At 66.4% G+C, this 14,475-nt stretch carries 14 protein-coding genes; 8 read left to right on the plus strand and 6 right to left on the minus strand.

Features of this window, described 5'->3' with window-relative positions; genetic code table 11:
• Positions 1 to 45: 45 nt before the first annotated feature.
• Complete coding sequence (locus IG171_RS02545; RefSeq protein WP_212129657.1) at positions 46 to 726, minus strand: hypothetical protein; 681 nt, start codon at positions 724 to 726, stop codon at positions 46 to 48.
• Positions 727 to 836: 110 nt separating this feature from the next.
• Here IG171_RS02545 and alr point away from each other — a divergent pair, with 110 nt between their 5' ends.
• Genes alr through IG171_RS02565 form a run of 4 tightly spaced genes read left to right on the plus strand, consistent with a single transcriptional unit; the run spans position 837 to position 3,887 of the window.
• Positions 837 to 2,051 (plus strand): alanine racemase, encoded by a 1,215-nt coding sequence (gene alr, locus IG171_RS02550; RefSeq protein ID WP_212129659.1) that lies wholly within the window; start codon positions 837 to 839, stop codon positions 2,049 to 2,051.
• Complete coding sequence (gene tsaE, locus IG171_RS02555; protein ID WP_212129661.1) at positions 2,048 to 2,620, plus strand: tRNA (adenosine(37)-N6)-threonylcarbamoyltransferase complex ATPase subunit type 1 TsaE; 573 nt, start codon at positions 2,048 to 2,050, stop codon at positions 2,618 to 2,620. The genes alr and tsaE overlap by 4 nt, the downstream gene beginning before the upstream one ends.
• Positions 2,617 to 3,390 (plus strand): tRNA (adenosine(37)-N6)-threonylcarbamoyltransferase complex dimerization subunit type 1 TsaB, encoded by a 774-nt coding sequence (tsaB, locus tag IG171_RS02560; protein WP_212129663.1) that lies wholly within the window; start codon positions 2,617 to 2,619, stop codon positions 3,388 to 3,390. Before tsaE ends, tsaB begins: the two co-directional genes overlap by 4 nt.
• The gene (locus tag IG171_RS02565) at positions 3,387 to 3,887 is read left to right on the plus strand and encodes a GNAT family N-acetyltransferase (RefSeq protein ID WP_212129668.1); all 501 of its coding nucleotides are present in this window, start codon (positions 3,387 to 3,389) and stop codon (positions 3,885 to 3,887) included. The genes tsaB and IG171_RS02565 overlap by 4 nt, the downstream gene beginning before the upstream one ends.
• Before the next feature lie 104 nt (positions 3,888 to 3,991).
• Here the strand turns inward: IG171_RS02565 and IG171_RS02570 are convergent, their stop codons facing one another.
• On the minus strand, positions 3,992 to 4,630 hold the full coding sequence (locus IG171_RS02570) for a biliverdin-producing heme oxygenase (RefSeq protein WP_212129670.1): 639 nt from the start codon (positions 4,628 to 4,630) through the stop codon (positions 3,992 to 3,994).
• Positions 4,631 to 4,808: 178 nt separating this feature from the next.
• Here IG171_RS02570 and IG171_RS02575 point away from each other — a divergent pair, with 178 nt between their 5' ends.
• The 4 genes from IG171_RS02575 to IG171_RS02590 are packed head-to-tail and all read left to right on the plus strand — an operon-like array spanning position 4,809 to position 8,098.
• Positions 4,809 to 5,756, plus strand: coding sequence for an aldo/keto reductase (locus IG171_RS02575; RefSeq protein WP_212129671.1), 948 nt, complete (start codon positions 4,809 to 4,811; stop codon positions 5,754 to 5,756).
• A complete protein-coding gene (locus IG171_RS02580) occupies positions 5,753 to 6,328 on the plus strand; it encodes a hypothetical protein (RefSeq protein WP_212129673.1) in 576 nt (191 codons plus the stop codon). The genes IG171_RS02575 and IG171_RS02580 overlap by 4 nt, the downstream gene beginning before the upstream one ends.
• Positions 6,325 to 7,404 (plus strand): tRNA (adenosine(37)-N6)-threonylcarbamoyltransferase complex transferase subunit TsaD, encoded by a 1,080-nt coding sequence (gene tsaD / locus IG171_RS02585; protein ID WP_212129675.1) that lies wholly within the window; start codon positions 6,325 to 6,327, stop codon positions 7,402 to 7,404. The genes IG171_RS02580 and tsaD overlap by 4 nt, the downstream gene beginning before the upstream one ends.
• Positions 7,382 to 8,098 carry an NUDIX hydrolase gene (locus IG171_RS02590; protein WP_249203990.1) on the plus strand — a complete coding sequence of 239 codons (717 nt, stop codon included), beginning with the start codon at positions 7,382 to 7,384 and terminating at the stop codon, positions 8,096 to 8,098. Before tsaD ends, IG171_RS02590 begins: the two co-directional genes overlap by 23 nt.
• A gap of 194 nt (positions 8,099 to 8,292) precedes the next feature.
• Here IG171_RS02590 and IG171_RS02595 read toward each other — a convergent pair.
• The 4 genes from IG171_RS02595 to ugpC all read right to left on the minus strand — a co-directional run bounded on the left by IG171_RS02595 (position 8,293) and on the right by ugpC (position 14,472).
• Positions 8,293 to 9,704, minus strand: a protein-coding gene (locus tag IG171_RS02595; RefSeq protein ID WP_212131495.1) for an IS3 family transposase whose coding sequence is annotated in 2 segments (ribosomal slippage) — positions 8,293 to 9,356 and positions 9,356 to 9,704 — 1,413 coding nt in all. Because the reading frame shifts where the segments join, the coding sequence is not laid out codon by codon here.
• 1,157 nt (positions 9,705 to 10,861) lie between these two features.
• Positions 10,862 to 11,741, minus strand: a protein-coding gene (locus tag IG171_RS02605; RefSeq protein WP_212127312.1) for an IS5 family transposase whose coding sequence is annotated in 2 segments (ribosomal slippage) — positions 10,862 to 11,383 and positions 11,385 to 11,741 — 879 coding nt in all. Because the reading frame shifts where the segments join, the coding sequence is not laid out codon by codon here.
• A 418-nt stretch (positions 11,742 to 12,159) separates the two neighbouring features.
• The gene (locus IG171_RS02610; RefSeq protein ID WP_212129679.1) at positions 12,160 to 13,287 is read right to left on the minus strand and encodes a glutamate--cysteine ligase; all 1,128 of its coding nucleotides are present in this window, start codon (positions 13,285 to 13,287) and stop codon (positions 12,160 to 12,162) included.
• A gap of 87 nt (positions 13,288 to 13,374) precedes the next feature.
• Positions 13,375 to 14,472: a sn-glycerol-3-phosphate ABC transporter ATP-binding protein UgpC gene (ugpC, locus tag IG171_RS02615; RefSeq protein ID WP_212129681.1), complete on the minus strand. Its 1,098-nt coding sequence runs from the start codon at positions 14,470 to 14,472 to the stop codon at positions 13,375 to 13,377.
• Positions 14,473 to 14,475 lie beyond the last annotated feature (3 nt).

Here is a 14,475-nt window from a genome sequence, read left to right on the forward strand (position 1 = left end):
GGGTGTGCGGACGCCCGGCCCGGCGGGTGCCACCTGGATCTCACCTCAGTGGATGGCGATCTGCGTCTTCGTCGCCCCTTCCCACTCCATCGTCTTGACGAGGCTGGATTCGTACATCGACACGCAGCCGGCGGTCTTCACCGACTCGGTGTTCGCGTGGAGGAAGATCGCCGAGCCCTTGCCGGGGGTGCGAGCCTCGTTGTACCCGATGACCTGGGCGTACTTGTACGGTTTCGGCTGGTAGAGCGATTCGCCGGTGTACCCCTCGGACTTCAGCTGCATCGTGTTGTAGCCCTCCGCCCTGGTCGCGTCACCGTCGACCCAGACATGATCACGGGTGACCTTCGTCCAGGACTTCTGCAGACCCGGATCGGATGAGGTGCCGAAGCCCTCTCGCATCCAGAACACGCCCTTCGGCGTCTTCCCGTCGCCTTCGCGCTTGTCCGCCGTCGTCCCGTTGTACCCGAGCCGAGCCCTGTACGGACCCTGATCGCGGACGTAGCGGCCGTCGGACTTCGAGCACAGATAGATGTCAGCGGTGATCGTCGACCGCTGTTTGACCTCGATGACCTTCTCGGCCGTGACGCTCGAGTCCGATTCGATGCCGGTGCAGTGGCGTGCGGCGGCCGCGGCCGCCGGCCCGCGGTCGGCGAGAGCGAGGACGGTGCCGCAGAGCACGGCGATGAGCACCATGGCCACGGTGCGGGCAGATGTGCTGGTGTGCATGACTTCTCCTTCGTCATCGATGGCAGTGGGGGCTCATCGTAACCGAGGCCACGGACCGCCGCGGGGTCCCGATACACCCCGGTCAGAGGTGTCGGCGGTACTCTTGTCCAGTGACATCTTTCGACATTCCCGAGGCCCTGGTCCGGGCGGAGATCGACGAGGCGGCCCTGCGCGACAATGCCGCAGTGCTGGCCTCCCGACTCGCCCCCGCCCGCCTCAGATGCGTCGTCAAGGCCAATGCCTACGGCCATGGCGTCGACCTCGTCGCTCCCGCCCTCTTCGCGGCCGGGTGGCGCGAATTCTGTGTGGCCACGATCCCCGAAGCCCTGCAGCTGCGCAGCCTGCTCGGCGACGAGGCCGAGATCCTCGCCTGGCTCTACGGACCGACCACTGACCTCGACGAGGCGGTGCGGGCCGGCATCGAGATCGGCGTCTCGACGGTCGACAGCCTCGACCGTCTGGCCGCCGCCGCCGAGCGCACGGGCGTCACGGCCCGGCTCCACCTCAAGATCGACACCGGGCTGGGACGCAACGGGCTGGCCCCGGATGCGCTCGTGCGCGCCTTCGAATGGCTGCGCCGGGCCGGTGAGGTCGGGACAGCGGCGATCAGCATCGTCGGCATCATGAGCCACTTCGCCGTCGCCGACGAACCCGAACGCCCCGAGACTGCCGCCCAGGCCGCGGTGTTCTCCTCCGCCCACGGGCAGCTGAGGGCCGTGCTCGACGCCGCCGACGGTCGTCTCGGCGATGCGGAGGCCCTCGATGTGCACATCGCGAACTCGCCGGGTGCGCTCACCCTCGGACCCTGCCCGGGCACCTCGGCGAGGGTGGGCCTGGCGCTCTACGGACTCTCCCCGCTCGCCGACGGCGACGCGGCGGCCCTCGGGCTGCGGCCGGCGATGCGGCTGGTCTCCACCGTCATCAATCTCAAGGACATCCCCGCCGGTCATGGCGCCTCCTACGGGCTGACGTTCACGGCCGCGACCGACACCCGGTTCGCGCTCGTGCCCGGCGGGTACGGTGACGGTCTTCCGCGGGCGGCCTCGAATCGCGCCGAGGTGGCCATCCGCGGCCGCCGCTACCCCGTCGTCGGGCGCATCGCCATGGATCAGATGATCATCGACATAGGAGCCGGAAACGACGAGGTGGCCATCGGCGACGAGGCCGTGATCTTCGGACCCGGCGGCCCCAGCGCGGCCGATTGGGGGACCTGGGCGGATACGATCAACTACGAGATCGTCACCCAGCTCAGCGCTCGCGTCCAACGCTGTGTGAAGACCGGCGACGGGAACGGTGCCGCCGGTGATGAGGAGGTCGACCGATGAGGATCATCGTCGAATCGCTGGCGCAGATGCGCACGCTGGCCGAGGTGCTGGCCGGACACCTGCGCGCCGGTGACCTGCTCATCCTCACCGGCAACCTCGGAGCCGGCAAGACGACCTTCACCCAGTCCCTGGGTGCGGCCCTCGACGTGTCCGGGCGGATCACCTCGCCGACATTCATCATCGCCCGCGAACACCCCTCACGGGGCGGCGGTCCCGCGCTCGTCCACGTCGACGCCTATCGGCTCGCCGATGGTGAGGAGCTCGAGGACCTCGACCTCGACTCCGAACTCGACGAATCGATCACCGTCGTCGAATGGGGCGCCGGGATGGCCGAGCAGCTGAGCAGCGACTATCTTGAGATCACCATCGCCGCGACTCCGCCGGCCGAAGGCGATCAGGTCGATGGGGAGCCGGCCGAGGACGATGCCGAGGAATCCGAGGACGGGGAGGACGAACGGCGCATCGTCGATCTCACCGGCCACGGCACCGCCTGGGGCGAGAGGCTGCCGCAGGTGCAGGCGGCGATCGCAGCAGTCGAAGGCATCACGACCGGGGGAGACGGACCATGATCATTCTCAGCATCGACACCTCGCAGGCGGCGTCCGTGGCCCTGGTGGACACGGACTCCGGCGAGGTCATCGCCGCCGAAGCCGCCGAAGACCGGCGCCGACACGTCGAGTTCATCGGACCTGCGCTGGCCCGCGTCCTCGCCGCGGAAGCCCGGCCCGAACTCGTCGTCGTCGGCATCGGGCCCGGCCCATTCACCGGACTGCGCGTGGGCATCGCCGCAGGCATCGCCGCCGGCCAGGCCCGCGGCATCCCCGTCCGCGGCCTGCTGTCCCACTCGGCGATCGCCGAAGAGCTGGTGCTGGCGTCCGACGATGCCGATTCCGCCGGCACCGCGACCGCTGCGAACGCGACGGCCGGCAGCGGCCGCTCCGTGCTCATCGCCTCCGACGCCCGTCGCAGAGAGGTGTACTTCAGCGTCTACGACGGTCTCGACGCCTCCCTGACCGCCGGACCCTTCGTGGCCGAACCCGCCGAGGTCGCCGCAGTGCTGGCCGCACACGGCTTCGACCTCGACGAGTCCGGGACCGGGCACGAATCGACTGCCGGGCTCACACCGATCGGCGACCGGTGCGGACGCGGTTTCGTCCTCTACCCCGATGCTCTCGGCGCCCCGACACATGAGACGATCACGGATCCGCGCGCCGAATTCCTCGCCCGCGCCGCGGCCCGAGAACTCACCGCCGGCAGAGGACTGAGCGAACCGATCCCCGAATACCTGCGCGAACCCGATGCGAAGGCGACACCGGCGCGCGAAAGCTCGCTGAGATGACTGCTGAGACGACCATCGTCGAGCTGCCCTGGTGGGATCTCGCCGAGGTGGCCGACCAGGATGCGAAGGTCTTCGGACCGACCGCCTGGACGATTCGCTACTACTGGTCGGTCAAGGCGCAGAACGGCACGGCCATGTTCATGGCCAGGACCGCTCCGGCCGCGGGATTCGGGTCGGGTCAGCCCGTGGACACCACGGCCTCGGCGGGGGAGCTGGCCGGATGGATCGTCATGTCCGCAACCGGTGCGGAAGCCGATGTGATGACGATCGCGACGACCGAGGCCGCACGCGGCAAGGGCATCGGGCGGGCACTGCTGACGGCCGGTCTCGACTGGGCCAAGGGTCGCGGCGCGGAGGTCGTCCACCTCGAGGTCGATGAGTCCAACACCGCGGCGCTGGGCCTGTACTCCTCGCTCGGATTCGAGGAGTGGGGGAGACGCCCGGACTACTACCCCGGCGCCGCGGCCATTCTCATGCGCGTGCGCATCAGCGACTGACCCCCGACGTCGAGGGCGTCGGGGGTCAGTGAGCTCGCCCGGGTTTGGGGACGTTGCCGGGGGCCGGCGGCGGAGAGGTCGCCGAGGTCGGGGCGTCGCCGAGCTCAGGCGACCGTGACGATCCTGCCTTCGGTGGCCTCGGTGAGGTCGACGAGGAGCTCGCCGTTGAGGCGGAAGGCCTCCATCGTCTCGGCGATGATGATCTGTTCGGCCCCTCCGGTCGAAGCCACCTCGTCGAGGCGGCGACGATAGGCTTCCTTGTACGGCTTGGTCTTGCCGGCCTCGGTGAAGTCCCACATCGTCAGCGAGGTCTTCGGCAGTCCGTAGTGCCGACGCATGAGCGTCCTGATGGCCTGCCCGCCGGACAGATCCCCGAGGTAGCGCGTGTAGTGGTGGGCGATGACCTGTTCGGGGCTGCCGAGCCTGGACAGATGGGCGGCATAGGCGTTCGCGCTGGGCATGACGGGCAGTCCGGTGCCGTCGAGTGCGGCCAGATCGGCGGTGATGCGGTCGCTGCGGAACAGGAGCGCATCGTGGAACGGAGCGAAGACGGGGTCGTCGGCGAAGTCACGTGACCTGGCCTCGAGCACCGGGTAGATGACACTGTACTGCCGCAGCAGGAGCGCATAGGCCCGGGCGCCGAGGCGTCCTTCCATGAGATCGACCATGAATGTGGTGTGCTCGACTTCGTCGTGGATGGTGGCGGTGCTGCTCTTGAGGCGAGCGGAGAACGGTTCATTCATTGCGGTTCCTCGCGAGAAGGCGACGAGCGCGACGCTGTCTCGTCGGGGCTGGCTTTGTCGACACTGATCTTGGGATTAGCTTAGCCTAAGCACACTGACCGGAGCCAGACCCGGGCCGCGGCTGTCGGCATCGTGATCCGGGCCGATGGCCGTGGCTGCAGGCGGGTAGGCTGGAGGCATGACACGTGTGCAATTGGCAGATACCGATCTTTACGTCCACCCCCTCCAGCTGGGAGGCAATACCTTCGGCTGGGGCGCGGATCGGGATCAGAGCTTCGCGGTCCTCGACGCCTACGCCGAGGCCGGCGGAAACTTCATCGACACAGCCGATGCGTACCCGGCCTGGGTCGACGGCAACTCCGGTGGCGAATCCGAGACGATCATCGGCGAGTGGATGAAGTCCCGCGGCAATCGTGACGAGATGGTCATCGCGACGAAGGTAGGCAAGCACCCCGAGCACCCGGGGCTCGACCCCGCGAATATCCGCGACTGCGTCGACGATTCCCTGCGTCGCCTGGGCACCGACCACGTCGACGTCTACTACGCCCACTGCGACGATGACGAAGTCGACCAGGTCGCCGTGGCCGAGACCTTCGACGCGCTCGTGCGCTCCGGCAAGGTCAGCTACCTCGGCGCCTCGAACTTCAGCCTCGAGCGTCTGCAGAACGCGAGGAAGATCTCCACGAAGTTCTCCCTTGCCTGCTACCGCGTCGTCCAGGACCGATTCAACCTCGTCTCCCGTGCAGCCGTCGACGCACAGAAGCAGGCCTACCTGCGCTCGGAGGGCATGGCCGAACTGCCCTTCTACTCGCTGGCCTCCGGGTTCCTCACCGGCAAACACACCGGGGGAGACGCCACCGGCAGTGTTCGTGGGCAGCGAGTGGCCGACTATGTCGACGACCAGAAGGCCCTCGGTGCCCTCGAAGTCCTCCACGACGTCGCCTCCGCCCACAACGCGACGATGACGGCCACGGCCATCGCCTGGCAGCTCAGCCACGACTTCATTCCCTCGACCATCGCCTCGGCGCGGGTGCCCGAACAGCTGACCGAGCTGTTCGCCGGTGTCGAGATGCAGTTGAGCGACGAGGAGATCACCGCCTTGACTCACGCCTGGGTGGAGGAATGAGCACGACTTCAGCGCGCCTCCTCACCTGGGAGAACGGCACCGACCTCGTCATCGAGATGCCTCTGGCACTCGGGGTCGAGGACGTGTGGAAGGCGCTGACCGACAGTGCGAGCGTCGGTGCCTGGTTCGCTCCGTTCCGCCTCGGCGAGGAACCTGCCGAGGCCGAGGCGGACGGGCCCGCCGCGCGCCCGATCACCTTCGAACTCGGCGACGTCGACCTGGGCGGATCCGTCCTCAGCTGCGAGATCTGCGACCATGTGCTGCTCGACCTCGACGACTTCGGGGTGCTGGGCATCGGCCTCGCGACCCGCGAGACCGACACCGCTCAGGGTGCCGCGGGCACAGGTCAGGGTGCCGCGGACGCCGACCAGGAGACCCTGCTGGTGTTCACCCAGACGTCCGCCGATGTCGACACCGCCCGGGCGCGGGCCGCGGAGTTCGGCCCCATGTGGGACACGCACCTGCGCCTGTTCGCCCGCAGCCTCGGACTGGCCGCCGCCGAGGCGACCGAACCCGAACTCGTCGCCGCCTACTCGGATCTCGAGCTCGACACCTCCGGAGACGGATCATGAGCGAACCGCTCGTCCTCGGCATCGAATCCTCCTGCGATGAGACCGGAGTGGGGATCGTGCGCGGCCGCAGACTGCTGACGAACACGGTGTCCTCGTCGATGGACGAGCACGTGCGCTTCGGCGGAGTCGTGCCCGAGGTCGCCTCCCGGGCCCATGTGCAGGCCATCGGCCCGGCCATCGCCTCGGCCTGTGAGACCGCCGAGGTGGAGCTGTCCGATATCGATGCCGTCGCTGTGACCGCCGGTCCCGGTCTGTCCGGAGCGCTCATGGTCGGAGTGGGAGCGGCCAAAGGACTCGCCGCCGCCCTCGACCGACCGCTGTACGGGGTCAACCATCTGGCCGCCCACGTCGCCGTCGACCTCGTGGCCGAAGACGTCGACGGGCTGACCACGCCGACCATCGCCCTGCTCGTCTCCGGCGGGCACACGGAGATCCTGCGCATCGGCGATGTCGTCGATGACATCGAACTGCTCGGCGCGACCATCGACGACGCCGCCGGCGAGGCCTTCGACAAGACAGCCCGGCTGCTCGGACTGAACTACCCGGGCGGGCCGAACATCTCGAAGGCGGCCCTCGGCCTGCTCGACGGCACCGGAGTCCCCGGTGACCGGACCGCGGTGAAGTTCCCCCGCGGACTGGCGAAGAAGCAGGATCTGCGCGATCCCGAACGTCGATACAACTTCTCCTTCTCCGGTCTCAAGACCGCGGCGCTGCGCGAAGTCACCAAGGCCGAGACGCTCGGAACCGAGCTGCGCGTGGCCGATATCGCCGCCGGATTCGAAGACGCCGTCGTCGACGTGCTCGTGACCAAGACCCTGCTGGCCGCGGCCGACACCGGCATCGACCATGTCGTCCTCGGCGGGGGAGTGGCCGCGAACACCCACCTGCGTGAGGTGCTCGCCGCGCGCTGCGCCGAGGCGGGAGTGACCCTGCGGGTGCCGCCGCTGAGACTGTGCACCGACAACGGGGCGATGGTCGCCGCCCTCGGGGCCGAACTCGTCTCCTGCGGAATCGGACCCAGCGCCCTGTCCTTCGCCGCCGTCTCCTCCCTGGATGTCGATCATGTCCTCGTCTGAGAACGAAGAGACCCGGGCCGGCCGCGAGGCTGCGAACGATGCTGCGGAGCGGAACTCGCACAGTTCCGCGGGCAGCATTGCGCCCGATGCGTCGAACAGCGCCGCGAACGACTCCGCGGAACGGAATGCGCGCGCGGCGAATGATGCCGCGGGCCGCGTCGAGGACAGTGCCGCGGAGCGGAACTCTCAGGCCGCGAAGTCGACGCGACTGCCGGACGGTCGGCCGCCTCGGCGCTCCGGTGATGGGTGGACGTACGGATCCGACGGGAAGAAGCATTGGGGCCTCGGCGGGGCCGCCGGACTCATGCTCCTCGACCCCGAGCGTGGGGTGCTCATGCAGCATCGGGCGCTGTGGTCGGTCGAGGGCGGGACCTGGGGATTCCCCGGTGGCGCTCGAGATGTGGGTGAGTCGGCCGTCGACGCCGCGATCCGCGAGTCCTGGGAGGAAGCCGGAGTTCCGGATCAGGACGGATCGGGCATCGAGATCCTCGACACTCATGTCCTCGACCTCGAGACCTGGTCCTATACGACGGTGATCGCGAAGACCCTGCGTCGATTCGAGGCGGTGATCAACGACCCCGAGAGCATCCAACTGACCTGGGTGCCGCTCGACGAGCTCACGGACTATCCGCTGCACCCGGGAGTCGCCGCCGCACTGCCGACGTTGTTGGACCTGCTTCGCCCGCACCTGTGAGGTCGTCTCGGTGGGCGGAAGTGTCCGATTGTGACCTGGACTTTTCGGACTACGGAACCGGACGTCGAATATGGGTTACAAACGGATAGTTTCAGCGGTCAGAAAGGTCTGATTGTGACCTACGTTTCGGGGCGACGGTCACCGGTGTGACTTCGCGCTGCGGAATTTGTCAAGGTGAGTGAGACCAGCGGGAGTTAGGCAGCTGGTAGCTCAACCTGCTGGCGGTCGTCGTCAGTCGTGCTCTCGACGGGCTTGTTGATCCAGGCAGCCGCAGGGAGGTCGAGGACCTTCGGGGGTGCGTTCGTGGCGAACCGTTCAGGATGAGCCGCCCGGGCCGCGGCGAGGACGTCAGCGCGTTCATTCGCCTTGGCCGCTGCGAGTCCGTAGTGGACATCGGCCGGCGTATGCAGACCGAGTCCCTGGTGGTGATGTTCATGGTTATACCAGGACACGAACTCGTCGATGAACCCTCGCGCCCCAGCCAAAGACCCGAATCGTTCGGGAAAGACCGGCGCATACTTCAACGTTTTAAACCACGCTTCGGAATAGGGATTGTCGTTGGAGACCTTCGGCCGCGAATGCGATCTGGTCACTTCCAGATCGGCCAACAGTGTAGCCACGGACTTCGACGTCATCGACGTGCCCCGGTCGGCATGGACCACCTGTGGGATGCCGTGGATGCCGAACACCTCGGCCATCATCTCCTGAGCCAACGGTCCGGACTCACGAGCATGGACATGAGCACCAACGATGTAGCGGGAGTAGATATCGATCATCACATAGGCGTCGTAGTACACACCCCGGGTCGGTCCGGCCAACTTGGTGATGTCCCACGTATACACCTGTCCCGGCCCGTCAGCGACCAGTTCCGGCACCGCTCGGGCAGGATGCCTGGCCTGCCGTCGACGTTCTCTGACCTGGGCATGCTCGGCCAGGATCCGATACATCGTCGAGATCGAGCAGAGGTAGACGCCCCGGTCGAGGAGAGTGGCGAAGACCTGCATCGGGGTGGAATCGACGAACTCAGCACTGTTGAGCACGGCCAGCACATGCGCTCGTTCAGTGCAGTCGAGCCGGTTGGCCGGGACCACCTCCCGCGGTACAGGCGGGCCTGAACGTCTGCGGCGGCGTGCCGCGGTCGACCGCGCGATACCGGTCAGCCCAGCCGCGCCCCGGGTACTCAAGCCGTGGACGGTCAGCTCGGTGTAGGCGTTCATCAGCGCTTCTTCCGCCTGGTCTCGGTATCCGCGCTCTTGGAGGTCTCTTCCAAGAGCGCGCGTGCTTTTCCCATAATCTCCAATGCCGTCTCCGTGCGGTCCAAACGCTGCTGGGTCTGCTCGAGCTCGCGGCGCAACCGGGCAATCTCAGCCTGATCCTTGCTCGGCTTCCCGACCGCCTGACCGGGCTTCTTTCCATCCAAGACACCCGCATCGCGCAGTCTGCGCCATTCGGTGATCAGCGAGGAATACAGCCCCTCACGGCGCAGGTAGGCTCCTCCCTGCTGCTGCCTGCAGGCTTCTTCGTACGCGGTCAGGTGGGCGAGTTTTTGGTCGGGGGTGAAGGTACGTCGGCGTGGACCATCAGCGCGTGGGTGGCGAGGGTTCATCGTTCCATCATCGCCGATCGGAGTTGATGATGGGGAGAGAGTCGAGATACTCATCGTGGTTGTTCCTGATCTCGCCCTGCTAAGGCGGACTTGCTATGAACCGGTGGACTCAACTCACCCTGACACGCAGGGCTGCGCGGTGAGGTCCTGTTCATCGGTGGAGACTCGGGCGTAGCCGACCTTCAAAGCGGACATGCTGCTGAGTGTGTCATATAAGGCCCCGTGACCGGACAGTTCACCGGACGGGTCTTACGGGATGCCCCGCCAAGCGCGCTGTCGGGTTCCCGGGCCGGGAGTGGGTGTGTCCGGTGGAGGTTCGGCTTGTGACACAGTCACAAGCTCAGATGCCGGCCGGGCATATCGGGCGCCGCGCAGGTGGGAGCACATGCCCGTATGCGTATAGCTGTACGCTGTACACATCGAGGAAGGTGACGACTGCACCCCTTCAGCGATTGGCGTGCCGGTATGGGCGCCCATCTGTGCAGCACCATGGCGCGCGAATAGAGTCTGGAGCATTATGGAATCCCTAAGAGTGGGTATTCGGGTACCTGATGTCGAGCAGGCGCGGACGTTCTACTGCGGTTTGGTTTTTAGGAAGTCGGGACTATCCCAGGCCCCGACGGTCCCCCGGTCCTAGCGATTCTTCACTGGCGAGGCGCCCACCTGATCCTCGAAGCACTCGATGGCATGCCGTTTCAAGACTCGACCCGTGAACGCCAGATTCGGGAAGGCCCCCGTGGTCTGGGTGTCGCGATTGGCATGTCGGTCGACGATCTAGTATCGGTATACGAGTACTGCCAGACGCATGGATGCGAGATTACGTCTGAGCCCAACGACGAGCCCTACGGGGATCGTGTTTTCGAGTGTTTCGATCCCTACGGCTATCTGTGGGAATTCTCCATGCCGATCGCAGAACAGGATCCCGAACGGGCGGTCGCCGAGACTTCGAATGAGTGGTTCGGGAACCAGCGATAGGGTAGGTGCCTGCGAATCTCGACCGAGAATGTCTCCCGTGGTCGAGTGACTGCACTTCGTTCTTCCGGGGTCCTATGTGACGTTTGCAAGTCGCTGCCGCGCACTCCGCTAACCGGCGACCAGTGCGATCCGGCCGCAACGGCCCCGAGCACGAAAAGTGACGCTACGACTCTTAACAACCACTAGGGCGTGTCTGATAAATGCTGTAACCAAGCGATGACACCGTTGAGCACGACAGCGGCTCGATAGACGACGGCGAGTTTGTCATAGCGAGTGGCCAGTCCTCGCCACTGCTTCAAACGGGCATAACCGCGCTCGATGACATTGCGACCCTTGTACTTGATCGCGTCGAACTTCGGTGGACGGCCACCCTTTGATCCTCGCCGGAGACGATGGCCTTGCTGATCGGACGGTTCGGAGATGACTGCCTCGATCTTCCGCGACCGCAGCAGTGACCGGTTCGCTCTCGATGAGTAGGCCTTGTCGCCAAGGACGGCGTCCGGGCGGGTGCGTCGACCGACCTGAAGGTTGTCCAACAGAGGGGCGAGCATCGGGCTGTCGCCGTCCTGACCAGCGGTGCAGATCGACACCAGCGGCAGCCCGTGGCCATCGACGAGCTGATGAGTCTTTGTCGACAAGCCTCCGCGCGAGCGGCCGAAAGCGTGGTCAGGCGACTCTGTCAGTAGATCCTTGTAATTCGACGAGTCCCTTTTTTACGCGGCTGATGTTCGTCGCGTGTTGATGTGCGCGAGCGATCGTGGAGTCGACTGAGACGGTGAAGTCGACCTTGTCATTCTTTGCCGCGTGGACAGTCAGAGCCTGGTGGATGGCATCCCAGGTGCCGTCGGCGGCGAGGCGGCGGTGCCAGGTCCACACGGTCTGCCATTTGCCGAAGGTCTCGGGCAGATCGCGCCAAGCGATACCGGTGCGGTAGCGGTAGATGATGCCCTCGACCATCTGTCTGGGATCGGAGAACGGGCGGCCTCGTCGGCCGGTCGGTGCCGGGAGGTAGTCGGCGATGAGAGCCCATTGGTCATCAGTGAGTAGTTGGAATCGAGACACGATTCCAGGGTTTCAGAATCCCACCGGGAAATTTATCAGACACGCCCTAGTCGCGGCCCGAACCGGCCAATGTCCGTATCTGCCGCGCCGGGTTCGCACGGTGCTCTAAGAGCTGGTGGAAACAGCCAATTCATGAGTGGACCGTCGCCAAATGCGCGAGCGATGAGCGTACGCGCCTGCGGTCCGCGTTCAGGTGAGATGCGCACAAACGAGAGTCCCAGGTGGTCATGCTCCGCGGTGCTCGGCAAACCCGCACGACTGTCGAAACAACGGTGGAGCGCCGAGACAACGGGGTGCGCACAGTGGTCTCGGCGCTCCACCGTTGCCGCGGCACCCAGGGCCGCCCAGGTCCCGCGCCCAGGGCCGTCCAGGTCCCGCGCCCAGGGCGCCCAGGTCCCGCGCCCGGGCCCACCAACCCTCAGCTGTAGGAGTTGCGGAGGTCGCCGATGAGCGAGCGGGTCACCTCGGTGAGGGAGCCGGTGGACTGGAAGAGTCGCTGCAGGCGCTGGTAGGGCACCCCGCGCTCGATGATCGAGGTGATGGAGTGCAGCTCGTCGACGCAGCCGAGGCGTTCGGCCACCGGAGACAGGCGTTCGATCTCATCGGTCAGGCACTCGGTGACCAGACGCTCATCGGCGGCGGCGTTTTCGATGATGATCGCATCCATGCCGTAGCGGGCGGCGCGCCACTTGTTCTCGTTGTGGAACCAGTCGGGCATCGTCGGCAGCGTCTCACCGGCGTCGAGGCGGGCCGACATATCATCGACGAGGCACTGGATGAACGCGGTGATCGCGAGGATCTCCTCCAGGGTCGGCACCCCGTCGCAGACGCGGACCTCGACGGTGCCCCAGTGGGGAGCCGGGCGGATGTCCCACCGGATCTCGTTGATGTGGTCGATGATGCCGGTGGTGAGCATGTCGTCGACGTACTTCTCGTAGTCGGCCCAGGTCTCGAACTGGAAGGGCAGGCCCGCGGTGGGCAGCTGCTGGAACATCATCGCCCGGTTCGACGCGTAGCCGGTGTCGGTGCCGCCCCAGAACGGGGAGGAGGCGGTCAGTGCCTGCAGGTGGGGGACGTAGGCGAGCAGGGCATTGATGATCGGCAGGACCTTGTCCCGGGAGTCGATGCCGACGTGGACGTGGACACCGAAGATGAGCATGTTCCGCCCCCACCACTGCGTGCGGTCGACGAGCTCGAGGTAGCGTTCCTCGGCCCGGACCTCCTGCGACTGCCACTGTGCGAAGGGGTGGGTGCCCGCTGACATGAGTTCGATCCCACGCGACTCGGTGAGGTGCCGCAGCGCCCCGATCGAGGCCGCCAGATCATCGGCGACGGTCGACACCCGGGTGTGGACACCGGTGACGAGCTCGATGGTGTTCGTGAGCATCTCACCGACGATGTGCTTCTCGAAGTCGGGAGCGTGCTCGGCCACATCCGCCAGCAGCGTCTCGGCAGCAGGGGTCAGGTCAAGGCTGCGTCTGTCCAGCAGAGCCAGTTCCCATTCGACACCGAGGGTGGAGCGGGCGGATTGAGCGAAATCGACCATGGATCGATCATAATGGTCGGCAGGCGATTCGCCTGATTCGACAGTGTGATACGGCCGATATGCCGGTGTGAGAGGCGGCCGTGCGCGTTACGCCGCTCGGCGCTCATCCGCCTCGAGCCGGAGCCCCGATTCGGTATCGAAGAGGTGCAGGCGCGCGGTGTCGGGAGCGACCCGGACGGTGTCGCCGCGACGGATCGTCGACCGTCCGCCCACTCTCGCCACGAGACTCCGCTCACCGCCTTGCAGCCTCGCCCGGCCGTGGACGTAGGCGTCGGCACCGAGCTCCTCGACGAGGTCGACGGTGATTTCGAAGCCGTGCTCGGCCCCGGTGCGCAGATCCTCGGGCCGGATGCCGACAGTGACCGTCGTGCCGGTCAGCTGCCCGCGCTGGGATTCGGTGAGTTCGAGATCGACGTCGCCGAGGCGCAGCATCGACTCCTCGACCGGGGCCTCGAGGAGGTTCATCGCCGGAGAGCCCATGAAACCGGCGACGAACAGGTTCGCCGGTCGGTCGTAGAGATTCGCGGGCGTGTCCACCTGCTGCAGACGACCATTGTCGAGCACGGCGACCCGGTCGCCCATCGTCATCGCCTCGACCTGGTCGTGCGTGACGTAGACGGTCGTGACCCCGAGACGGCGAGTCAGGGACGCGATCTGGGCGCGGGTCTGCACCCGCAGCTTCGCGTCGAGGTTCGACAGCGGTTCGTCCATGAGGAAGACCTGCGGAGAGCGGACGATCGCCCGGCCCATGGCCACGCGCTGTCGCTGCCCGCCGGACAGGGCCTTCGGCTTCCGGTCGAGGAAGGGTTCGAGATCGAGAAGCTGCGCGGCCTCCTGCACTCGCTGATCGCGTTCCTGCCGTCCGACGCCGGCGATCTTGAGCGCGAACGCCATGTTCTCCCGCACGGTCATATGCGGATAGAGCGCATAGTTCTGGAACACCATGGCGATATCGCGTTCGCGCGGGGACAGCTGAGTGACATCGTCCTCGCCGATGCGGATGCGGCCGGCGTCGACGGGCTCGAGCCCGGCGAGCATGCGCAGGGTGGTGGACTTCCCGCACCCGGAGGGACCGACGAGGACGAGGAACTCGCCATCGGCGATGTCGAGACTGATCTCGTCGACGGAGGGTGCCAGCGCCTCGGGGTACTGACGCAGTGCTTTGTCGAAGGTGACTGTGGCCATTTT

Origin of the sequence: Brevibacterium sp. SMBL_HHYL_HB1 (genome assembly GCF_018208375.1) — a bacterium.
In the GTDB taxonomy this organism is placed as follows: Bacteria; Actinomycetota; Actinomycetes; order Actinomycetales; family Brevibacteriaceae; genus Brevibacterium; species Brevibacterium intestinavium.